We start from the raw sequence: 21,137 nt of genomic DNA, 5'->3' as shown, positions 1-21,137 counted from the left end.
CTGTATGTGCCGCGCGTTGCAGACGCACTCTATGCTGGTACGGTCTTCTGAAGTGGATGTGCGCCATGGCCCTGCATACCTGGTGGTGGTTCCTGGCCACGGTGTTTGTTCTGTGTGGCACGCCGGGGCCGAACATGCTGCATATCCTCGGCCGCAGCGTCGGACTCGGCTTCCGCGGCAGTGTGCCGGCGATGGCCGGCTGCCTGCTGGCGATGCTGCTGGTGCTGGCCGCGTCCGCTGCTGGCCTGAGCGCATTGCTTCATTCCTCGCCGATGCTGTTCGAAGTGCTGCGCTATCTGGGTGTGGCCTACCTGGCCTGGCTGGGCCTGAAGGCATGGCGCGATAGCTGCCGTCCCGCGCCTGCGGTGACGGTGGATGCCGCACTGCCGATGACGCCGACGCTTGGTGCCTGGACCGTGTTCCGTGGTGGCCTTCTGGTGGGCCTGAGCAATCCCAAGCTGCTGCTGTTCGCGGCGGCGTTCCTGCCGCAGTTCGTCGATCCGTCACGCGGCCAGGCACTGCAGTACAGCGTGCTGGTGGCCACCTTCGCCGCCTGCGAACTGTTCTGGTACGTGATGTATGCAGCCGGTGGCCATGGCCTGCGCCGCTGGCTGGCCAAGCCGTTTGCGCGACGCTGGTTCGAGCGGCTGGTGGGCAGCGTGTTCCTGGCGTTTGCCGTCGCGCTGCTGCGCTTCCGTCCGCGCTGATTCACGCCGCGCACGCGGCCTGTTCACGACTGCCGCATCGGCCACGGCCTAGCCTGATCATCCAGTACGCAGTCCCCGCGGGGAAAGGTTTGACATGATCAAGTGGGCCATCATCTTCGCCATCATCGGCGTCATTGCGGGCGTGCTCGGCTTCGGCGGCATTGCCGGTGCCGCGGTGGGCATCGCCAAGTTCCTGTTCTGGGCCGGCATCATCATCGCCGTGGTGCTGTTCCTGCTCGGCATGACCGTAGCGAAGAAGGTCAGCTAGCGTGTGTCGCGCAGCAGCGTGCTCAGTGTGCGCTGCTGCGCGAGAACAGATTGATCACCAGTACGCCGGCGCAGATCAGGCCGATGCCGATCAACGCGGGTGCATCCAGGCGCTGCTTGAACACCACCAGCCCGATCAGCGAGATCAGCACGATGCCGACGCCGGACCAGATCGCGTAGGCGATGCCGGTCGGGATCGACTTCATGGTCATCGACAACAAGTAGAAGCACAGCCCGTAGCCGACCAGCGCGCCCAGCGTCGGCGCCAGCCGGCTCATGCCGTCGGAGGCCTTCAACAGTGATGTGGCAATCACTTCCAGCATGATGGCTGCAGCAAGGTAGAGGTAGGGATTCATTGCGCGCTCCAGCTCACTGCGGGTCGCACAGTTTCAGGGCCTGTTCGGCCATGGCCAGTGCGTTGATGCGTTCCTCCTCGTCCAGCGGCCGGCCGTAGGCCGTGGCCCAGTAGCCATCGGCCGCGCAGCGCGCCGCATACAGTCGGGGATCGTTGGCTTCGCCGGCGAATTCGGCCAGCATTGCACGCTTCCAGGTGCGCCAATGCGCGAGCAGGGCCGGTTCCATCAGGTTGCCCAGGGTCAGGCCGATGTCGTTGTCCTGTTCCTGCTGCAGCAGATGCTCGAAATTGGCCTGTACATAGGCGCGGCTGAAACGGCCATGGCCTTCGGGATTTTCCTGCAGCAGGGCGCGTACCCGCGCTTCGAACTCGCCGATGAGCGCGCCGACGGCTTCATCCACCAGTGCATGCTTGCTGCTGAAATGATGGAACAACGCACCCTTGCTGACACCAGCGGCCTGCGCGACGTCCTGCACGGTCAGCGCGGCCAGGCCGTTACGGCCGATCACTTCAATGGTGGCCTGCAGCAGTGACTGGCGCACGCTGTCGGGCGCCTTGCGGCGCGAACGGGAGGGGGATGCGGACATGGTGGGAAAAACCGACTGGACGGTACGATTGTAGCGCAGGCCCGCTGTGTTGCCGCGCGCTGCCGGCCTGGACCGGCAGCGGAACCGTCATGCGTCGATGCGGGCGAAACGTGGCTGCGGTCCGTGCTCGCCGGGCACCTGCTCGACGAACATGGCGTACGGGCGTACCCACAGACCGCCTTCGCCATACAACGCGCGGTACAGCACCATCGGCTGCAGGGTCTCGCTGCTGCGGACGATGTCCAGCACTTCGTACTCGCCGCCCTTGAAGTGGCGGTAGCGGCCCGGGGCCAGGGGGGGGAGCGGACTCAGCTCAGCCATGGTGGGCGCGACTCACTTGCGCGCCGGGCTGGCCGGCTTTGCGCAATAGGCGTTGATGGCTTCGGCGGTATTGGCCAGGCCCTGTGCCTGCGCCAGTTCCCACGGGCGTTCGCAACGCTGGCTGTGCTCGCACCACTGGTAGCCGGCCGAACCGATGCAGCCATGCGCATCGCGATCACCGCCGACCACCGGCGTGGCTGTCGCTTCGGCGTGCGTGGGTGCCTTGTCCGGGCTGGCGCAGGCGACCAGGACCAGTAGCGCGGGAATCAGAAGAAGGGATTTCATCGGCGGAGCTCCGTGCCTAAAGCAACAGTGTCGGCCGCAGGAAAAACGGCAGCAAGTGCTCAGTGCAGGGCGGCGCGGATCAGTTCCTCGATCAGCACCAGATAGCTGGCCACGAAGTAGAACTTCAGCAACGTCCAACGCTGCTGCGAGAAGAAGGTGCGCATGTGGAAGGGGCCCCTGTTGGTGACGGTAGTGTGAAGCTCTGTCAACTCCGTGACAAGGGTCACGAAAGGGATTCACTAAACGGCCTCAGGGATGTGAGGGCGGGGCGGTCCGACAGTCCGGCGCGGCATTTTCGTACAAATCTGATAGGCCATCCCGGAGGTGCTCGCTAGCCTGATGGTGTACCGGCGCTCAGGGGCTTCCGCTGCCGGCATGCCTTCATTCCGCAGGAGTCTTCCAATGGTCATTACCGTTCAATGCAACGCCCGGCACTGGTCCGTACTGGATCCGCAGGCGCATGACGCCACCCGTTATGCACGGGGCGCCGAGGCTTTCGATGTCGCTGCGGCGCGGGCCCTGGAGCACCACCGCCGTACCGGCCAGCGCAGCACGGTACGGGTCGAGGCGCTCGGCAATTCGGTGGACGCACTCCACGTCGGAAGTTGACGCCACCGGCCGAGGCGCAGTCAGCCACGGTTGAGTTGTTTGAATGGGGAAAAAACCGCCGTAGGGCGCCCCCTGTGCGCCGCGCAACGAATCCCGGATGCTTGCGCCATCGTATTCATCCGGAGATCCCGATGGGCAAGGCACTCACCTGGCGTACCCTGGCCTGCACCCTGCTGCCAATGCTGGCGGCCGCGGGCGGCGCGCAGGCGCAGAGCTATGGCTACGGGTATGACGACGATCGCTATGGCGGTCGTGATGGCGGCGGCATCGTACGCTGCGAATCGATCAAGAACCGCAGCAATGAATGCCGCCTGGAAGGCCGTGCCCGGATGATCCGCCAGTTGTCGGGCTCGCCGTGCGTGGAAGGCGAGACCTGGGGACAATCGCGCTACGGTGTCTGGGTCACCCAGGGCTGTCGTGCCGAGTTCGTTGGCGAGTACCGCCGCGGCGGTGGCTGGGGTGGTGGCCATGGCAACGGCTGGGGCAATGGTGGCAATGGCTGGGGTGGGGGTGAGGTGATCACCTGCCATTCCAACGGCCATCGCCAGGAGTACTGCGATGCGCGCATCCGTCGTGGTGTGCGCCTGGTCCGTCAGGATTCACGCAGCGCTTGCATCGAGGGCCAGACGTGGGGCTGGGACCGCCGTGGCATCTGGGTCAGCGACGGTTGCCGGGCGCAGTTCCAGGTGAATTGAGCACGCGCCTCGAAAATCAGAATAATCTGATACAGCTCACATTTTGAACGTCGTATCTTCTGCGATCAGGGCACCTCTGCGTGCCCCTGATCCGCCGCGATGAAGTCTGCCGTAACCGGCACGCCCATCCCGCCACCGTCGATACGCTGCCTCAAGGAGTGAGCTGCATGTTGATCCGCCTGCAATGCGAGCAACGCCAATGGCGCGTGCTGCACCCGGACCGGCCGGAACCGATCGAGTTCCGCGATGGTGCCCGGGCCTACGATTTCGCTGAAACCCTTGCACGCCTCCACTTCGTCGACACCGGTCAGCGCGCTGCGGTGCGGGTGGAGGCCAGCGGCGCGTTCGTGGAAGCGGTCAGCTACGGCTGAGGGCTGGGGCTCCCTGATCTGTCCCCACGCATGGCGTGGATCGACCCCTGTTCCGCAGTGGATCCACGCCATGCGTGGATCCACTGGGTGGTGACCGGTCTCAGCCTGCCGCGCTGAGCGGCGGGGTCCCGGCAGCCAGCTGCGGCCAGCGCTTGAGTACGGCCGCGCGGATGCCTGCGGCGTCGATGCCGGCTTCGGCCAGCAGGTCCTCGCGGCTGGCGTGGTGCTGGTAGCTGTCGGGCAGGCCCAGGTGCAGGATCGGGCGCAGCACGCCTTCGGCATTGAGCAGCTCACCGACGCCGGAGCCGGCGCCACCGGCCACCACGTTGTCTTCGATCGTCACCAGCCCCTCGTGCTGGGCGGCGACAGCCAGCACCAGCTCGCGGTCCAGCGGCTTGATGAAGCGCATGTTGACCACGCTCAGGCCCAGTTCGCGGCCAACCTGTTCGGCGGCGGCCACGGTGCTGCCGAAGGCGAGCAGGGCGATACGACTGCCCTGCAGGCGAAGCTCGCCCTTGCCGATCGGCAGGGTGGAAAGGTCGGTGCCTGCGGCGACGCCGGTGCCGGTGCCGCGCGGATAGCGCACGGCGGCCGGGCCCGGGTGCTGCAGGCCGGTGCTGAGCATCTGCCGGCACTCGGCTTCATTGGATGGCGCCATCACCACCATGTTCGGCACGCAGCGCAGGAAGCTCAGGTCGAGATTGCCGGCGTGGGTCGCACCGTCCGGACCGACCACGCCGGCGCGGTCGATCGCGAACAGTACATCCAGGTCCTGGATGGCCACGTCGTGCACCAATTGGTCGTACGCGCGCTGCAGGAAGGTCGAATAGATCGCCACCACCGGCTTGCCACCCTGGGTCGCCATGCCGGCGGCCAGCGTGACCGCGTGCTGTTCGGCGATCGCGACGTCGAAATAGCGCTGCGGGTATTCCTTGCTGAAGCGCACCAGGCCGGAGCCTTCGCGCATCGCCGGGGTGATGCCGTACAGGCGCGGCTCGGCGGCGGCGGCATCGCACAGCCAGTCGCTGAACACGTCGGTATAGGTGGGCTTCTTGGCGCCAGCCTTGGCCACCAGGCCCTTGTCCGGATCGAACGGACCCACCGCGTGGTAGCCGATCTGATCGCCTTCGGCCGGCTCGTAGCCCTTGCCCTTTGTCGTCATCACGTGCAGCAGCTTCGGGCCCTTGGAGGCGCGCAGCGTCTTCAGCGTGGACAGCAGGGCGGGCATGTCGTGGCCGTCGATCGGGCCGGTGTAGTGGAAACCCATTTCCTCGAACATCGTGGACGGCACGAACATGCCCTTCCAGTGTTCTTCCCAACGCTTCACGAAGCGCGCCGGGTTGTTCTTCTTGTCGCCGAGGATCTTCTTGCCGCCTTCGCGCAGTGCATTGAGCGTGCGGCTGCCGGTAGCACGGCCGAGCATCTTGGTCAGGCCGCCGACCGCCTCGGAGATCGACATGTTGTTGTCGTTGAGGATCACCAGCAGATTCGGTTCCGGCTCCATGCCGCCGGCGTGCATCAGCGCTTCGAAGGCCATGCCGGCGGTCATCGCACCGTCACCGATCACCGCAACGACCTGGCGGTTGTCGCCTTCGGACTGGCGAGCGATGGCCATGCCGAGCGCGGCCGAGATCGAGGTCGACGAATGGCCGACGCCGAAGGTGTCGTACTCGCTCTCTTCACGCTTCGGGAACGGTGCCACGCCGTCCTTCTGCTTGACGGTGTGGATCTCGTCGCGGCGACCGGTCAGGATCTTGTGTGGGTAGGTCTGGTGACCGACGTCCCAGACCAGCTGGTCCTGCGGGGTCTGGTACAGGTAGTGCAGGGCCACGGTGAGTTCGATCACGCCCAGACCGGCGGCGAAGTGGCCGCCGCTCTTGCCCACCGACTCGATGAGGTAGGCACGCAGTTCGTCGGCGACCGCCCTCAATTCGGATTCGTCGAACGTGCGCAGGTCATCCGGTGTCTGGATGCGCGCGAGGCGGGGATAGCGGGCAGAGTCGATCATCATGTTCGCACTTGTTCTGAACGCCCATTTTCGCCCTCAAACGGGGGTGGGGCAAGCAAACGCCGCCGCCCGTGACAGGACGGTGAGGGTTGCATTTTCGGCGATTCAGGTGCTCAGTTTTGAGCGCTTCGGCAATTGCGCCTTCAGGAAGGCCATCTGGTCGGCCAGGATGTTGCGGTTGGACAGGATCAGATGCTCGATCCAGCTGGGCCGGTAGGGCACCGCCAGCAGTGGCATTCCGGCCTGCTGCGGGGTGCGGTCGCTCTTGCGCGAGTTGCAGTGGAAGCAGGCGGTGACCACGTTTTCCCAGCAGTCCAGGCCGCCCTTGGACAGCGGCATGACGTGGTCGCGGGTGAGCGTGGGGCGGTTGAACTGCTGGCCGCAGTACATGCACAGGTGGGCGTCGCGGGCGAACAGGGCCGGGTTGGTCAGGTTCGGCGTCGGGTCGATCGCGCGGGAGCGGGCGTGGCCGCGCGCGGCGATGATCGGGTGCAGGTCCATGCCGCTCTGCAGGCCGCTGAAGCGATTGGTGCCGCCGTGGATGTGCAGGCAGGGATCGCCGAGTGTCCAGGCGACGGCTTCGCGGGCGTAGAGGCACGCCGCATCCTGCCAGGTGATCCAGTCCAGTACGCGTCCGTGGGCATCAAGCGAGAGCAGCCGGACCGAACCGGGGCGATGCAGCGTCGTGGCGTTGGGCGATGCTTCGGCGCCCGGAGCAGAAAACGGAGCTCCGGCTTCGATCAGACCCAAGCGTGTAGTGTCTGTCTCCATCGGGAGAACAGCTTATACCTGAATTGTTGCGTTTTGGGTATCGCCCAAGTGGCGATACCCAAAACGCAACAATTCAGGTCCGCGCATTCCTCCTATCCCCCGCACCTGTCGGTGCGCCCCCCTTAACAAAGGGGGGCTCTTCTCCAGAGGGATTTCGGTGGCTTTCATCCACGCGTGGCGTGGATCTACGCAGATCGCGGGGAACTGTCAGAGGCGGGGCGGCGTGTCCTGCCAGCCCACACCGCCCCGCCATCCACCGGGATGCAGCTGTTGCTTTTGCGGTTGCCGGCCAGCGGCCGGCGCAACCGCGGGTGCCGGGCGGCAGCCCGGCTCAGGCGCCGAAGCGCTCGTCGTCCATCGCCATCAGCGGGGCGGCGCCGGCCTGGATGGCGGCGGCATGGCTGAGCGTGCGCGGCAGCACGCGGGCGAAGTAGAACCGCGCGGTCTCGCGCTTGCTCTGGGTGAAGGCGGCGCCGTGCGCGCTGGCATCGGCGGCGGCCACGCTGCGGGCCCACCAGTAGGCCAGCACCACATACCCCGAATAGAACAGATAGTCGTAGCTGGCTGCACCCAGTTCGTCCGGGTTGGCGGCCGAACGCTGCAGCACGTCCATCGTCAGCTTGCCCCACTCGGCGGCCTTGGCGCGCAGCGGGCCGATGAACTCGGCCAGGCTTTCGTTGCCCTCGTTGGCCTTGGCGAACGCTTCGATCTCGGCCAGCATCAGCTTCAGGCCAGCGCCCTGGCTGGACGCGGTCTTGCGGCCGATCAGGTCCAGCGCCTGGATGCCGGTGGTGCCTTCATACAGCGTGGTGATGCGGGCATCGCGGGCCAGCTGTTCCATGCCGTGCTCGCGGATGTAGCCGTGGCCGCCGAAGCACTGCAGGGCGTTGTAGGTGTTCTCGATGCCCCATTCGGTCTGGCAGGCCTTCGAGATCGGGGTCAGGAAGCTCACCAGGGTGTCTGCGCGCTCGCGTTCGCCGGCATCGTCTGCATGGTGGGCGACGTCGATCAGGGTGGCGGCGTGCAGCGCCAGCAGGCGGCTGCCTTCCACCAGCGACTTGATGGTCAGCAGCATGCGGCGCACGTCCGGATGCACCAGGATCGGGTCGGCCGGCTTGTCCGGGAACTTGGCGCCGCTGAGCGAACGCGACTGCAGGCGCTCGCGACTGTACTTCAGCGCGTTCTGGTAGGCGCGCTCAGACAGGCCGATGCCCTGCAGACCGACACCCAGGCGAGCAGTGTTCATCATGGTGAACATCGCCTGCAGGCCCTTGTGCGGCTGGCCGACCAGGTAGCCCTGGGCGCCATCGAAATTCATCACGCAGGTGACCGAGCCCTTGATGCCCATCTTGTGTTCGATGGAGCCGCAGCGCAGCGCATTGCGCTCGCCAACGTTGCCGTCGCGGTCGACCTTGAACTTCGGGGTGACGAACAGCGAGATGCCCTTGGCGCCCGGGGGAGCGTCGGGCAGCTTGGCCAGCACCAGGTGCACGATGTTGCCGGTCAGGTCGTGCTCGCCGGCGGTGATGAAGATCTTGGTGCCGGTGATCGAATAGCTGCCATCGGCGTTCGGCTCGGCCTTGGTCTTGAGCAGGCCCAGGTCGGTGCCGCAATGCGGTTCGGTCAGGCACATGGTGCCGGTCCAGCGGCCCTCGATCAGTGGCTTCAGGAAGGCCTCGTGCTGCCAGGCTTCGCCATGCTGCTTCAGTGCTTCGATGGCGCCGTGCGACAGCAGCGGGAAGTTGCCCCAGGCCAGGTTGGCGGCGTTGATCATTTCGTTGAGCGGCACGCCCAGCGTATGCGGCAGGCCCTGTCCGCCCAGTTCCGGCGATGCGGTCAGGCCGGTCCAGCCGCCGTCGACGAACTGGTCGTAGGCCTGCTTGAAGCCGGGTGGCGTGGTCACTTCGCCGCTGGCCTGGTCGAGCACGCAGCCGATCTCGTCGCCAACGCTGTTGAGCGGGGCCAGCACGCTGGCGCTGAAGCGGCCGGCTTCTTCCAGCACGGCATCGACGACATCGGCGGTGGCGTCGGTGAAGCCCAGGCGGGCGAACAGCGGTTCGACCTTCAGCACATCGTGCAGGGCGAAACGGAGGTCGGAAAGCGGGGCGGTGTAGCTGCTCATCGGTACGTCTCGATTTGATCAGGGACAGGGGGAGCGGCGCCGGGCGCCGCGGCGGAAAGCGGGAGTCAGCGCAGCACGCCCGGCAGGCCCGGGGCCTGGTTGAGGGTGCTGCGGCTGCTGATGTCGAAGCTGCGTTGCTTCTTTTCCTGCGGCGTGGCCGCCACCGTTCCCTTCAGGCCGTAAGCCAGGGTGCGGTTGCTGGCCAATGCGTCGGCCACCACCAGGCGTGCGGCCGAGCTGGGCACCAGGTCGACATTGATGACATCGGCCGAGGTGCCGCCGATGGAGATGCCCGGCTTGGCCTGCAGGGTGCCGGCGTCGCTGTCGCCCACGGTCAGCGCCAGCGCGACGTCATCGAAGGTCATGGGCATGGAGCTGTAGTTCTGCAGGCGCAGGGCCACGGTCCAGTTGCCGTCGGCGCGCACGGTCAGCTGCTGCAGGCTGGCCGCCGGTTCCGAAACACGCTTGACGATGCCGTTGTTGCAGGCAACAAGGGCGAGGGTGCACAGGACGATCAAGGCGATACGGAAGCGGTGGAGCATGGGCGCAGGTCCTCTGGAGGGGTGCGTTGGATAAGCATACTACGGCGTATGGTCGTTTGGATCGCCTGTGGCGACCCGTCGCAGAGGGTAGCGCGTGAAGATGGCGGCCGGGCGTGCGCAGCGCCGGATGGCGCACGCGTGGTGCGCTGGATGCCGGGCGGTTCAGTCGGCGGGCGTATCGCGAATCGGGGCCATCAGGCGCAGTGGGCCGAGGTCGTAGCCCATGGCTTCGGCTTTTTCTTTCAGCTGTTCGAACCGGGCGCGATCCATTTCCGGCAGGCGCGAGAGAATCCACAGGTACTTGCGGTCCGGTTCACCGACCAACGCCCACTGATAGTCCGGATCCAGTGCCAGGACCCAGTAGTCGGCCCAGACCAGCGGCACCCAGCTCAGCCAGTCCGGCACGAAGCGCACCTGCAACTGGCCGGGATGGCCGGCGACCGGGCGTGCTACGCCTTCGGCAACCACACGTTCTCCGTCGCCGTTGCGGCAGGCGTTGGTGACACTGATGCGGCCATCGCGGCGCAGCCCGTAGTTGGCGGTGATCTCGCCGACGCACTGCTTCTGGAACGACACCGGAAGATGCGCGATCTCGTGCCACTGGCCGGCATAGCGATCGATGTCCAGCATGTCGACCGCGCGCACCGGCTCGGCGGCGATCACCGGCAGGGCGGCCAGCAGCAGGCAGGCGAGCAGGGCGGGGCGCAGATGCATCGACAGGCTCCAGGCAGGAGTCTGGAGCGTAGGTGCCGCGGCGCGCGGCGGTGTAAATGTTTCGTCAACCGGACGGCGGTGGGCTGGCATGTATCGAGGCCAGGGGGGGGGGGATCGCAGATCGCAGACAAAAAAAAGACCTGCATTTCTGCAGGTCTCTGAAGATGGTGGCCGAAGACGGAATCGAACCGCCGACACGGGGATTTTCAATCCCCTGCTCTACCAACTGAGCTACTCGGCCAAATTGTGTGGCAACCGTCATCAAACCCGGTTTCCGGAAAAAAAAGACCCGCATTTCTGCAGGCCTTCGAAAGTGGTGGCCGAAGACGGAATCGAACCGCCGACACGGGGATTTTCAATCCCCTGCTCTACCAACTGAGCTACTCGGCCACATGTTTCGTTGCAGCGAGGTCGCTGCCAAGGACGCGTATATTACGGAGGTCGGCTGCCTTCGGCAAGCGTTTTGCCAAGATTTCTTCACATTGCCGTCTGCGCGCTCGCAAGTGCTTGATCCTCCGTCGTGGGGCGGGGCGTGGTCAGTCGATCATCGTCTGCGGTGGAAATCAGCAGATCGCCGCGATCGTCAAAGCTGCAAGGGCAAGGGCTGCGCCGGACCCGTGCCGCGCCGGTCCATGGAACGCTGTTTTCGTGGCCGCCATCGGGGATGGCTGCGGCGTAGTGTCGGCACTCCTTTCCTGATGCTGGCAGCAGCAGAGACCTGGCCATGTCCGATTCCTCGACCACCTCCCGCATCGTGCTTGCGTCGCGTCCGCAGGGGGCGCCAAGTGCAGCCAATTTCCGCCTGGAACAAGTTGCGTTGCCGACATTGGCCGCTGGCGAGGTGCTGCTGCGCAACCGCTACCTGTCGCTGGACCCGTACATGCGGGGACGCATGGACGAGGGCCCGTCGTACGCCGCGCCGGTGGCGGTGGGCGCGGTGATGGAAGGGCAGACCGTGGCCGAGGTGTTGCAGTCGAACGCCGAGGGCGTAGCCACAGGTGAGCTGGTGCTGGCACCGGGTGGCTGGCAGACCCACGCGGTGCTGCCGGCCAAGGCACTGGGGCGCCGGCTGGATCCGACCGGGCTGCCGCTGAGTACGGCGCTGGGGGTATATGGCATGCCCGGCTTCACCGCCTATTCCAGCCTGCATGAAATCGCCCGTTTGAAGGCGGGCGAGACGTTGGTGGTGGCTGCCGCGACCGGGCCGGTGGGTGCGACCGTGGCGCAGCTGGCCAAGCTGCAGGGCGCGCGCGTGGTCGCCATCGCCGGTGGCGAAGCCAAGCGCGCTTACCTGCAGACGTTGGGGGCGGACGTGGCGCTGGATCATCGCGCCGCTGATTTCGCCGCGCAGCTGCGCGCAGCGGTTCCTGCGGGTATCGACGTGTATTTCGAGAACGTGGGCGGGCACGTGCTGGATGCAGTGCTGCCGCTGCTCAACGACTTCGCCCGCGTTCCAGTGTGCGGCACCATCGCCACCTACAACGAGCGCGGCGTCGAGCAGCCCGGTCCGGACCGGTTGCCCGCACTGTTCAGCCAGATTCTGCGCCAGCGCCTGACCGTGCGCGGTTTCATCGTGCACGACTTCAACCACCTGTGGCCGGACTTCGAACGCGAGATGCCGCAGTGGCTGCGCGATGGCCGCATCCAGTACCGCGAGGATGTGGTGGAAGGGCTGGAGAATGCGCCGGAGGCGTTCTTCGGGCTGCTGAAGGGGCACAACTTCGGCAAGCTGGTGGTGAAGCTGGATTGAGGGCTTGGCGGTGTGCCGACCAAGGTCGGCACCTACCGGAAGCTGGGCGTGCCGACCAAGGTCGGCACCCACGTCAGACAGTCGAGGCCTTTTCCCGGCGCAGCAGTTCGCGCTTGCGCGCTACACCCCACGCATAGCCGGACAGGTCCCCATCGCGACGTACGACGCGGTGGCAGGGAACTGCCACCGCCAGTGGGTTGCTTGCGCATGCACGTGCTACGGCACGGCTCGAGCGGGGCGCGCCGATGCGTGCGGCGACATCCGCATACGACGCGGTCTGCCCGCGCGGAATCTGCTGCAGCGCCTGCCATACCCGTTGCTGGAACGCGGTGCCGCGGATGTCCAGCGGCAGCGTGGCGCCCCGCGTGGGATCCTCGACCAGGCCCACCACCTGTGCCACCAGTTGTTCATAGCCCTGGTCGGCGCCGACCAGTTCGGCCTGGCGGAAGCGTTGCTGCAATGACTGCAGCAGCGTCTCCGGATCGTCGCCGAGCAGGATCGCGACCACGCCGGTCCCGCTGCTGGCCACCAGCACGCTGCCCAGTGAACTTTCGGCAAGCGCGAAGTGGATGACTTCGCCACGCCCCCCTGCGCGCCATTGCTTGGGAGTCATGCCCAGCAACTTCGGTGCGTTCTCGTAGAAGCGTCCGCTGGAGCCGAAGCCGGCATCGTGGAAAGCGTCGGTGATGCGTTCCTGTTGTTCCAGCCCGGTGCGCAGGCGGTCGGCGCGCAGCGCGGCAGCGTACTGCTTCGGGGTCAACCCGGTTGCTTCCTTGAAAAGGCGATGCAGGCGGGTTGGGCTGCAACCCGCGATCCCGGCCAGTTCCTGCAGCGAGGGTTCGTCGTGGCTGGCCTGAAGGTGGCGGCAGACCCGTTCGACGCGGGCATCGAGGGCGGTGGTGGCGGTACTGTCCATGGCCGGATTCTGGCACGCGCCGGTGCTGCGGAAACTCCGTTTCCTGCACCGATGGGCCAGGCCCGGAAACGGAGTGTTGGCAGGGGAGAGGCGCGGCATCGTGGCGGCCACTTCACAACCGGTACCACGACCATGCGCCTGAACAACAAGATCGCTCTCATCACCGGTGCCAGCGCCGGCATCGGCCGCGCCAGCGCCCTGCGCTTCGCTGCCGAAGGGGCAAAGCTGGTGCTCAACGCACGGCGGCCGGAGCCGCTGCAGGCGCTGGCCGAGCAGATTCGCGCCGCCGGTGGCGAAGCCGTGGTACATGCCGCCGACGTGGCCGACCCGGGTACGGCGCAGGCGCTGGTCGATCTGGCCCAGCAGTCATTCGGCGGCCTGGATATCGCCCTCAACAATGCCGGCATGCTTGGTCCGGGCGTGCCGGCGGCGGAGTTCCCGGTGGACGCCTGGCGCGAAGTGATGGCGACCAATCTGGATGCCGCCTTCCATGCGGCACGCGCGCAGTTGCCGGCACTGCTGGCGCGCGGCGGCGGCTCGCTGGTGTTCGTCGGTACCTTCGTCGGCCACACCGTGGGATTCCCGGGCATGGCGGCCTATGCGTCGAGCAAGGCCGGGTTGATCGGCCTGAGCCAGGTGATCGCTGCCGAATACGGCGCGCGCGGCGTGCGCAGCAACGTGCTGCTGCCCGGTGGCACCGATACCGAGATGGGGCGGCAGGCCGCACCCACCGGCGATGCCCGCGACTTCGTGCGCTCGCTGCACGCACTGAAGCGCATGGCCGAGCCGGAGGAGATCGCCAACGCGGCGCTGTTCCTGGCCAGCGATGAAAGCAGTTTCGTTACTGGTACTGCGATGCGCGTGGAGGGTGGGGTGTCGATCACCCGTACCTGAGTCACGAGCGTGGCGCGTAGCGGATACCGCTGCTGGCCATGAAGCCTTTCGGATCGAAACGGGCCCAGGCTTCGCCCCAGTCGAACCGGGCGTGGCCGCCGGCCAGCTTGTGACCCAGCGCGGCACCCAACGTGCGGCGCATGAAGGCGACTTCGGCATCGATCGCGGCCTGGGTCGGCCAACCGTCTTCCAGTGTTGCACCGGGCAGATCGACGCCCATCGTCACCATGTCGAGCTGCTGCCCGTGGAAACACAGGCTGATGCCGGCGGGCGCACCGCCCAGACGGAGCCGGTGCAGGCTGAGCCAGTGATAGCCGGTGCCGACATCGCGCTCTCCTCGCATCAGCGTGGCAAAGGCGACACGCGCCTCATCCCGTGGCAGGGTGGGGCCGATCAGTGTCGGCAGGTTGCCGAGCTGGATGCTGCCGTCTGTCGCATTGAGGAGCATCGGCAACGCGTGGGCTGCGTGCTGGGCAGAAGAGGGCATGGCATACCGGTGGGCGTGGTGCCCCGGATTCTGGCTGCGCGGGGCCGTGGCGGCAAGCCAGTGCCTGCACATGACGTTGGCGCAGGACTGACCTGCGGCTTACCCGGCAACCTCTAGCGTGGTGGGCAACGTGGGCCCGCCGCCGGCGTGGGAGATTTCAATGAACGAGCGAGGCAAGGATCAGGACCCGAAGCAGGGCATCCAGGAAAGCCGCCAGGACAGGAAGCAGGACGATGTGGCCAAGCAGCGGCCGGGGCAGCGCGATCAACAGGTGCGCGATAGGCACTCGCGCAGTCCACATCGCAAGGATGGCGGTGAGGAGCCGGCCTGAGCCCCGGGTGCTGAAAAGAAAAAACCCGCAGATCGCGGAGATCTACGGGTTCTTTCCGAATAGTGGTGGAGCCAAGGAGGATCGAACTCCTGACCTCGTCATTGCGAACGACGCGCTCTCCCAGCTGAGCTATGGCCCCACGGCAGGCTTTCAGTGTAGCGCTGCCCGGCGGGCTTGCCAAGCGTCGGGCCGGACCGGAACAGCGGCAGCCGTGCAGCCACCACCGTCCCACACTGATTCAGGCCAGGGCCTGGCGTAGCAGGGCGCCCGCGCGCTGTACCGCCACGCCGGTAGAAACAGCCACCCCCTGCAGGTGGATGCAGGCATGGATCATCCCGGGCAGTTGCTCCAGCGTGCAGTCGACACCCGCAGCCTGCAGGCGATGCGCGTACTGCTCGGCTTCGTCGCGCAGCGGGTCGTGTTCGCAGCTGAGTACGGAGGCTGGCGCCAGCCCCTGCAGGTCTGTTGCGTGCGCGGGCGAGGCCAGTGACGGCGGCTGATCCAGATTACCCAGATAGGCCTGCCAGCAGCGCTGCATCAGTTCGGCGCTGAGGTAGTAGCCCGTGGCGTAGTCGCGGTAGGAATCGCTGCCCATGCCGGCATCCAGCGCCGGGTACAGCAGCAACTGGTGGCACGGTTGCGGCAGGCCGAGATCGCGCAGCAGCAGGCAGCAGGCGGCGGCCAGATTGCCACCGGCGCTGTCGCCACCGATCGCCAATCGCTGCGGGTCCAGGCCGAGGCGCTCGGCGTTGTCCTGCAACCACTGCCAGGCGTCGGCGACGTCATGCAGTGGAACCGGGAACGGGTGTTCCGGCGCCAGCCGGTAGCCCACGGCCACAATCACGCAGCCGCTGGCATTGGCCAGCGCACGGCAGGGGCCGTCATAGACCGCCAGCGAACACTGGAACCAGCCGCCACCGTGGGCGAACAACAGGGCCGGCGCCGGCCCGTCGGGCAGGCCTTCCGGTGTGTAAAGGCGGACCTCCAGCGCCTGCCCGTCGCGTGCGATCACCGCATGTTCGATTACACGCGCAACCGGCTGCGGCGCACCCTGCAACTGTGGCAGCGCACTCTCGCTGATCGCCCGCAGTTCGCGCAGCTCCTCCGGCAGCGGATGCGCCGCGACGGCATCGACGAACTGCTGCAGCGCCGGTTCAAGCTGCATGGCGCACCTCCTGCAGGAACGGCAGCAGCTGCGCCAGGAACGCCTGCGGCGCTTCTTCCATGATGAAGTGGCCGCAGCCCGGCACGATGCTGCCGCGCACGTTGTCGGCGTGCGGTTGCAGGGTCAGCATCGGCGCATCGGCGGTGGCGTGCTCGGCGCCGATGGCCAGCACCGGCATCGCCAGCCGGCGCTGTGCACGTTCCTTGTTCTGGCGGATGGTTTCCGGGATCGCGCGGTACCAGGCGAAGCCGGCCCGCAGTGCGCCGGGCCGGCTGTAGGCGGCGATGTAGGTGTCGGCAGCCACCGCGTCACGGCGGTACGACCAGCGGTCGAACATGAACTCCAGGTAGGCGCGTTCGCGGCCACTGATCAGTGCTTCAGGCAGGTCCGCGACCTGGTTGAACATGAAGTGCCAGAGGAAGATGTTGTCGGCCGGGGCAGCGAAGATGCCCGGTTCCGGCGCCAGGCCGGGAATCACCGCTTCGGTAACCGCCAGCTGGCGCACCGCCTGCGGCTGGTCGCTGGCCAGTGCATAGGCAATCCACATACCGATGTCATGTCCGACTACCTGGTAGCGCTCGTGGCCCAGCGCCTGCATGGTCTGGTGCAGGACGGCGGCGGCACTGCCGGTGTCGTAGCCGTGGCTGGGGCGATCGGATTCGCCGATGCCCGGCGGATCGACCGCGATGGCTTCGAAGCCGGCTTCGGCCAGGGCGTGCAACACATGGCGCCAGGCGTACCAGGTCTGCGGCCAGCCGGGAATCAGCAATACGGGTTCACCGTGACCCGCGGACACGCAATGCACGCGCTGGCCGTCGATGCGCAGGTAATGGTGGCGCAGGGGAGCGTCGCCGGCAGCGCCAGCGGAAAGGGAAGTGGTCATGAGGGAGTGCTCCGTTGGGGCTCAGGCGATGCCGAGCATCTGCTGCATCTGCGCGGTGCTGATCGGTGCACCGGCGAAGTCGTCGAAGATCTTGTCGGTGACCGGAATGATGTGGTCGTGGATGAATGCAGCGCCTTCGCGCGCGCCGGCTTCCTGGTCCTTCAGGCAGCACTCCCATTCCAGCGTTGCCCAGCCCTGGTAGTCGTACTGGGCCAGCTTGGAGAAGATCGACTTGAAGTCGACCTGGCCGTCGCCCAGCGAGCGGAAGCGGCCGGCGCGCTCGGTCCAGTCGGCGTAGCCGCCATAGATGCCCTGGCGGCCGCTGGGGCGGAACTCCGCATCCTTGACGTGGAACATGCGGATCAGCGGGTGGTAGATGTCGAGGTACTGCAGGTAGTCGAGCTGCTGCAGCACGAAGTGGCTGGGATCAAACAGGATGCGGCAGCGCTCGTGCTGGCCGACGCGCTCGAAGAAGCGCTCGAAGCTGGTGCCGTCGTGCAGGTCTTCGCTGGGATGGATCTCGTAGCAGAGGTTGATGCCATTGTCCTCGCAGCTGTCGAGAATCGGCCGCCAGCGGCGGGCCAGTTCATCGAAGGCGGCATCGATCAGGCCCGGCGGGCGCTGCGGGAACGGGAACAGGTAGGGCCAGGCGAACGAGCCGGAGAAGGTGCCCATGTCCTGCAACCCAAGACGGCGCGAGGCGCGAGCGGCCAGGTGCAGCTGCTGCTGTGCCCATTCCGTGCGGGCCTGCGGATTGCCGCGCAGTGCTTCCGGCGCGAAGCCATCGCAGAGTTCATCGTAGGCCGGATGCACGGCCACCAGCTGGCCGAGGATGTGGGTGGTCAGCTCACTGACCTGCAGGCCGTGCTCGGCCAGGGTGCCACGGATGTCGTCGCAGTAGTCCTGGCTGTCGGCGGCGGTGGCCAGGTCGAACAGGCGTGCATCCCACGCGGGAATCTGCAGCGCCTTGAAATCGTGGCCGGCGGCCCACGCGGCAATGCTGGCAAGTGAGTTGAACGGGGCCTGGTCGCCGGCGAACTGCGCCAGGTGCAGGCTGGGGCCCTTGAGGGTCTGCATGTGTTGCTCCACTTATTTGTCGATCGACAAAGAATAGGCGCGACTCTCGCGATGGTCAACACCCGCGTTACACTGCGCGCCTCACTGGAGCAGGCAGGCAGATGGCAGGGCGACCGCGCGAATTCGACAGGGACCAGGCGTTGCGCAAGGCGATGCTGCTGTTCTGGCAGCACGGCTATGAAGGCACGTCGATGTCGGCACTGGTCGAAGCACTGGGCATTGCCTCTGCACGCATCTACGCCGCGTTCGGCAGCAAGGAGCAGTTGTTCCGCGAAGCCGTGGCGCTGTACGAAGAAGGCGAGGGCGGTTTCGCGCCGCGCGCGCTGGAGCAGGCAACATTGCGTGAGGCGATCGGTTCGATGCTGCGCGAGGCGGTGATGACCTACACCCGTCGCGGGCGCCCGCATGGTTGCCTGGTGGTGTCCTCGGCCAGCAGCGTGTCGCCCGATGGCGAAGGCGTGCGGGACTGGCTGGCCAGTCATCGTCGCCAGCGCACGGCGGCGATCATCGCGCGGCTGCAGCAGGCGCAGGCCGAGGGGGAGCTGGCCGACGACGCGGAGGTGCAGGCGCTGGGCGACCACTTCGCCACGGTGCTGCATGGCATCTCGGTGCAGGCGCGTGACGGCATCAGCCGCGAGCGCCTGCTGGCGATGGTCGATGTCGCGTTGACCCCGCTGCCCTGAGTCAAGCCTTCAGGGCGTGCGGAATGCCCTGAAACTGTGCCGAAAGCGCTTGTTTCGCCGGGTTTTGGTGCTGCGCAACGAAATCGTAACAATTTGGGGGATAATGGCCGCTTGCGCAGTTTTCCTCCTTTTTGCCGCCCGGCCCGCGCAGGCCGCTCGGACGCCTCCTCAGAGCATTGCATGCCCTCCCATACCGATTCCCGCCGCCTGTCGGGTCTGTCGTCTTCCCTTGTTTCCTTCCGCCGCCACCCGCTGGCACTGGCCTGTGCCGGTCTGGCCCTGGTCGGCAGCTTCGGCGCCGCCGCGCAGGACAGCGCGCCGACCCCGACCGGCCTGGACACGATCACCGTGACCGCCGAACACCGTGAGCAGAACCTGCAGGAAGTGCCGGTTTCGGTCGGCGTGGTGCAGGGCGAGCGCATGCGCGACTTCACCGCTGGCGGCGACGACACCCTGCTGGCGCTGTCCGGCCGCGTGCCGAGCCTGTATGCGGAAACCACCACCGGCCGTATCTTCCCGCGCTTCTACATCCGCGGCCTGGGCAACATCGACTTCTACCTGGGTGCCTCGCAGCCGGTCTCGATCATCCAGGACGACGTGGTGCTGGAACACGTGGTGCTGAAGTCCAACCCGGTCTTTGACGTGGACCAGGTGGAAGTGCTGCGCGGCCCGCAGGGCTCGCTGTTCGGCCGCAACACCACCGCCGGCATCGTCAAGTTCGACACCCTGAAGCCGACCCAGGACTATACCGGCCGCGTCAGCGCCAGCTACGCCACCTACAACAGCGTGTCGATCGACGGCGGCTTCGGCGGCCCGATCAACGACATCGCCTCGTTCCGCGTGTCGGCCCTGTACCAGCACCGCGACGACTACGTCGACAACACCTACAGGGGCCCGAGCGCCGACGGCACGGTCAGCCCGAAGAAGAACGCCATGGGCGGCTTCGATGACCGCAACGTGCGCGCGCAGCTGCTGCTGACCCCGAGCGACCAGTTCTCGATCCTGGCCTCGGCCCATGCTCGTGATTACGAAGGTACCTCGACCCTCTTCCTGCGCGGTGCGCTGACCAAGGGCTCGAACAAGACCGACGTGCCGCGCGACAAGGTTGCCTACGACGAAGCCGACAACAATCCGCAGGCCTACAAGACCTACGGCGGCTCGGTGAAGGCACGTTACGACTTCGGCGCGATCGACTTCACCTCGATCACCGCCTACGAAACCACCTCCGGCTACAGCCGTGGCGACACCGACGGCGGCGCTGCGGTGAACTTCCCGGTGAACGGCGTGCCGAACGGCTACGGCCAGTCGATGGGCCGCATCCGCGACCTGGACCAGTGGACCCAGGAATTCCGCCTGGCCAGCCATGACGACAGCGCGCTGCAGTGGCAGGCCGGTGCGTTCTACTTCAACGGCAGCGACACCACCGACTTCTACCAGCGCGCCTGGTTCCTGCAGGGCGCGGCACGCAATCCGAACAACTGGGTGCGCCTGCGCAACAAGAACACCTCGTGGGCCGGTTTCGGCCAGCTGAGCTACGCCTTCACCGACAAGTTCACCGTCACCGCCGGCCTGCGCCAGACCAGGGACGAGAAGCACACCCGCCTGCTGAAGACCGCCGACACCGCTGCCGGCGTGGTCACCTACAAGGGCCGCACCGACGTCAAGATGTCCGACACCACCCCGAGCTGGGATCTGAGCGCGATGTATCAGATCACGCCGGACGTGAGCGTCTACGCCAAGGTCGCGCGTGGCTTCCGTGGCCCGACCATCCAGGGTCGTTCGGCAGTGTTCAATGCCGACTTCACCACCGCCGATTCCGAGACGATCCTGTCCTGGGAAGCGGGCGTGAAGAGCAGCCTGTGGGACAACCGCCTGCGCCTGAACGCCACCGCGTTCACCTACACCGTCAACGACATCCAGCTCAACGGCAACGATTCGGACGGCAACGGCGTGCTGTTCAACGCCGACAAGGCCAAGGCCTACGGCTTCGAAGCCGACATGGAGCTGCGCCCGATCCCGAACCTGACCCTGAGCGCCGGCTTGAGCCTGCTGCACAGCGAGATCAAGGACAAGCGCGTCTACGCGCAGGTCTGCGGCCTCAACGGCCAGGTGGTCTGCACCGTCGGCGACCCGACCATCAAGGTCGGTGCCAACACCTTCGCGCAGATCGACGGCAACCCGCTGCCGAACGCGCCGAAGTACAACGTGAACCTGGCCGCCCGCTACGACTTCCCGGTCAGCGACGCCGGCACCATGTTCGTCTCCACCGACTGGAACAAGCAGGGTTACACCAGCTTCGTGCTGTACGACAGCAAGGAGTTCAACTCCAAGGGTGACTTCGAAGGTGGCCTGAAGATCGGCTACTCGGGCAACTACGGTGCCTACGAAGTTGCGCTGTTCGCGCGCAACATCACCAACGAGAAGAACCTCAAGGGTGTGATCGAGAACTACATGGCGGCGGTCTACAACGAGCCGCGCACCGTGGGTGTCTCGCTGAACATGAACTGGTAAGGCTCTGGCGCGGTGGCGGGGCCTCCCGCCATCGCACTGCTGAAATGAAGAGGGCGGCCCGGTGATCCGGGCCGCCCTTTTTCATT

The 21,137-nt window shown here is 66.5% G+C and carries 24 protein-coding genes and 3 tRNA genes; 10 read left to right on the top strand and 17 right to left on the bottom strand.

All coding sequences use genetic code 11. The features are described from left to right. Window positions 1–65 precede the first annotated feature (65 nt). Both M1L61_RS15545 and M1L61_RS15540 read left to right on the top strand, forming a co-directional pair. Window positions 66–707 carry a LysE family transporter gene (locus M1L61_RS15545; RefSeq protein ID WP_019336882.1) on the top strand — a complete coding sequence of 214 codons (642 nt, stop codon included), beginning with the start codon at window positions 66–68 and terminating at the stop codon, window positions 705–707. A gap of 94 nt (window positions 708–801) precedes the next feature. Continuing rightward, window positions 802–975, top strand: coding sequence for a DUF1328 domain-containing protein (locus M1L61_RS15540; protein ID WP_006380555.1), 174 nt, complete (start codon window positions 802–804; stop codon window positions 973–975). Window positions 976–997: 22 nt separating this feature from the next. On the opposite strand, the gene M1L61_RS15535 is transcribed toward M1L61_RS15540, so the two are convergent. From M1L61_RS15535 to M1L61_RS15520, 4 genes are all read right to left on the bottom strand, one after another. Then, window positions 998–1,330 (bottom strand): SMR family transporter, encoded by a 333-nt coding sequence (locus tag M1L61_RS15535; protein ID WP_049434138.1) that lies wholly within the window; start codon window positions 1,328–1,330, stop codon window positions 998–1,000. Window positions 1,331–1,343: 13 nt separating this feature from the next. Continuing rightward, the gene (locus tag M1L61_RS15530) at window positions 1,344–1,916 is read right to left on the bottom strand and encodes a TetR/AcrR family transcriptional regulator (RefSeq protein ID WP_248853751.1); all 573 of its coding nucleotides are present in this window, start codon (window positions 1,914–1,916) and stop codon (window positions 1,344–1,346) included. Window positions 1,917–2,003: 87 nt separating this feature from the next. Then, on the bottom strand, window positions 2,004–2,237 hold the full coding sequence (locus tag M1L61_RS15525) for a DUF1653 domain-containing protein (RefSeq protein ID WP_142806436.1): 234 nt from the start codon (window positions 2,235–2,237) through the stop codon (window positions 2,004–2,006). A gap of 12 nt (window positions 2,238–2,249) precedes the next feature. Further along, window positions 2,250–2,522, bottom strand: coding sequence for a hypothetical protein (locus M1L61_RS15520; RefSeq protein WP_019336879.1), 273 nt, complete (start codon window positions 2,520–2,522; stop codon window positions 2,250–2,252). Between the two features lie 402 nt (window positions 2,523–2,924). On the opposite strand from M1L61_RS15520, the gene M1L61_RS15515 reads away from it, so the two are divergent. The 3 genes from M1L61_RS15515 (at window position 2,925) to M1L61_RS15505 (ending at window position 4,197) form a co-directional block, all read left to right on the top strand. Continuing rightward, a complete protein-coding gene (locus M1L61_RS15515) occupies window positions 2,925–3,131 on the top strand; it encodes a hypothetical protein (protein ID WP_010486505.1) in 207 nt (68 codons plus the stop codon). Window positions 3,132–3,262: 131 nt separating this feature from the next. Then, window positions 3,263–3,826 carry a DUF3011 domain-containing protein gene (locus tag M1L61_RS15510; protein ID WP_010486507.1) on the top strand — a complete coding sequence of 188 codons (564 nt, stop codon included), beginning with the start codon at window positions 3,263–3,265 and terminating at the stop codon, window positions 3,824–3,826. 167 nt (window positions 3,827–3,993) lie between these two features. After that, window positions 3,994–4,197, top strand: coding sequence for a hypothetical protein (locus tag M1L61_RS15505; RefSeq protein WP_005417823.1), 204 nt, complete (start codon window positions 3,994–3,996; stop codon window positions 4,195–4,197). Between the two features lie 100 nt (window positions 4,198–4,297). Here the strand turns inward: M1L61_RS15505 and dxs are convergent, their stop codons facing one another. The 7 genes from dxs to M1L61_RS15470 form a co-directional block, all read right to left on the bottom strand. After that, complete coding sequence (dxs, locus tag M1L61_RS15500) at window positions 4,298–6,205, bottom strand: 1-deoxy-D-xylulose-5-phosphate synthase (RefSeq protein ID WP_010486509.1); 1,908 nt, start codon at window positions 6,203–6,205, stop codon at window positions 4,298–4,300. Between the two features lie 105 nt (window positions 6,206–6,310). Then, the gene (locus tag M1L61_RS15495; protein WP_019336875.1) at window positions 6,311–6,976 is read right to left on the bottom strand and encodes an HNH endonuclease; all 666 of its coding nucleotides are present in this window, start codon (window positions 6,974–6,976) and stop codon (window positions 6,311–6,313) included. Between the two features lie 331 nt (window positions 6,977–7,307). After that, window positions 7,308–9,098, bottom strand: a complete 1,791-nt coding sequence (locus M1L61_RS15490) for an acyl-CoA dehydrogenase C-terminal domain-containing protein (protein ID WP_248853750.1) — start codon at window positions 9,096–9,098, stop codon at window positions 7,308–7,310. 65 nt (window positions 9,099–9,163) lie between these two features. Continuing rightward, entirely contained in the window at window positions 9,164–9,640 is a 477-nt protein-coding gene (locus M1L61_RS15485) for an LEA type 2 family protein (protein WP_010486516.1), read from the bottom strand. Between the two features lie 162 nt (window positions 9,641–9,802). Then, complete coding sequence (locus M1L61_RS15480) at window positions 9,803–10,354, bottom strand: lipocalin family protein (RefSeq protein WP_010486517.1); 552 nt, start codon at window positions 10,352–10,354, stop codon at window positions 9,803–9,805. A 165-nt stretch (window positions 10,355–10,519) separates the two neighbouring features. Then, window positions 10,520–10,595, bottom strand: a tRNA-Phe gene (locus tag M1L61_RS15475). A 73-nt stretch (window positions 10,596–10,668) separates the two neighbouring features. After that, window positions 10,669–10,744 (bottom strand) — tRNA-Phe (locus M1L61_RS15470). A 334-nt stretch (window positions 10,745–11,078) separates the two neighbouring features. On the opposite strand from M1L61_RS15470, the gene M1L61_RS15465 reads away from it, so the two are divergent. Next, entirely contained in the window at window positions 11,079–12,104 is a 1,026-nt protein-coding gene (locus tag M1L61_RS15465) for an NADP-dependent oxidoreductase (protein WP_248853749.1), read from the top strand. A gap of 73 nt (window positions 12,105–12,177) precedes the next feature. Here M1L61_RS15465 and M1L61_RS15460 read toward each other — a convergent pair whose 3' ends face one another. After that, the gene (locus M1L61_RS15460) at window positions 12,178–13,020 is read right to left on the bottom strand and encodes a methylated-DNA--[protein]-cysteine S-methyltransferase (RefSeq protein WP_197576809.1); all 843 of its coding nucleotides are present in this window, start codon (window positions 13,018–13,020) and stop codon (window positions 12,178–12,180) included. A gap of 132 nt (window positions 13,021–13,152) precedes the next feature. On the opposite strand from M1L61_RS15460, the gene M1L61_RS15455 reads away from it, so the two are divergent. Next, window positions 13,153–13,914: an SDR family oxidoreductase gene (locus tag M1L61_RS15455; RefSeq protein WP_043400854.1), complete on the top strand. Its 762-nt coding sequence runs from the start codon at window positions 13,153–13,155 to the stop codon at window positions 13,912–13,914. A 1-nt stretch (window position 13,915) separates the two neighbouring features. On the opposite strand, the gene M1L61_RS15450 is transcribed toward M1L61_RS15455, so the two are convergent. After that, entirely contained in the window at window positions 13,916–14,401 is a 486-nt protein-coding gene (locus tag M1L61_RS15450; protein ID WP_248853748.1) for a hypothetical protein, read from the bottom strand. A gap of 160 nt (window positions 14,402–14,561) precedes the next feature. Here M1L61_RS15450 and M1L61_RS15445 point away from each other — a divergent pair, with 160 nt between their 5' ends. Further along, window positions 14,562–14,732: a hypothetical protein gene (locus tag M1L61_RS15445; RefSeq protein ID WP_181390032.1), complete on the top strand. Its 171-nt coding sequence runs from the start codon at window positions 14,562–14,564 to the stop codon at window positions 14,730–14,732. 63 nt (window positions 14,733–14,795) lie between these two features. On the opposite strand, the gene M1L61_RS15440 is transcribed toward M1L61_RS15445, so the two are convergent. The 4 genes from M1L61_RS15440 to M1L61_RS15425 all read right to left on the bottom strand — a co-directional run bounded on the left by M1L61_RS15440 (window position 14,796) and on the right by M1L61_RS15425 (window position 17,857). Next, window positions 14,796–14,871: transfer RNA gene (locus tag M1L61_RS15440), tRNA-Ala, on the bottom strand. Between the two features lie 99 nt (window positions 14,872–14,970). Beyond that, complete coding sequence (locus M1L61_RS15435) at window positions 14,971–15,897, bottom strand: alpha/beta hydrolase (protein ID WP_248853747.1); 927 nt, start codon at window positions 15,895–15,897, stop codon at window positions 14,971–14,973. Continuing rightward, a complete protein-coding gene (locus M1L61_RS15430; RefSeq protein ID WP_010486561.1) occupies window positions 15,887–16,780 on the bottom strand; it encodes an alpha/beta hydrolase in 894 nt (297 codons plus the stop codon). The genes M1L61_RS15435 and M1L61_RS15430 overlap by 11 nt, the downstream gene beginning before the upstream one ends. A 21-nt stretch (window positions 16,781–16,801) precedes the next feature. Continuing rightward, window positions 16,802–17,857 carry a sugar phosphate isomerase/epimerase family protein gene (locus M1L61_RS15425; protein WP_010486563.1) on the bottom strand — a complete coding sequence of 352 codons (1,056 nt, stop codon included), beginning with the start codon at window positions 17,855–17,857 and terminating at the stop codon, window positions 16,802–16,804. Between the two features lie 101 nt (window positions 17,858–17,958). Here M1L61_RS15425 and M1L61_RS15420 point away from each other — a divergent pair, with 101 nt between their 5' ends. Both M1L61_RS15420 and M1L61_RS15415 read left to right on the top strand, forming a co-directional pair. Beyond that, complete coding sequence (locus M1L61_RS15420) at window positions 17,959–18,540, top strand: TetR/AcrR family transcriptional regulator (RefSeq protein WP_049482252.1); 582 nt, start codon at window positions 17,959–17,961, stop codon at window positions 18,538–18,540. A 180-nt stretch (window positions 18,541–18,720) separates the two neighbouring features. Beyond that, entirely contained in the window at window positions 18,721–21,051 is a 2,331-nt protein-coding gene (locus tag M1L61_RS15415) for a TonB-dependent receptor (protein ID WP_100446290.1), read from the top strand. Window positions 21,052–21,137: the final 86 nt, after the last annotated feature.

The organism is Stenotrophomonas sp. NY11291 (genome assembly GCF_023277365.1).
GTDB classification, from domain to species: domain Bacteria; phylum Pseudomonadota; class Gammaproteobacteria; order Xanthomonadales; family Xanthomonadaceae; genus Stenotrophomonas; species Stenotrophomonas geniculata.
Note: the sequence above shows the minus strand (reverse complement) of the source record. Positions and strands in the feature narration are given on the sequence as shown.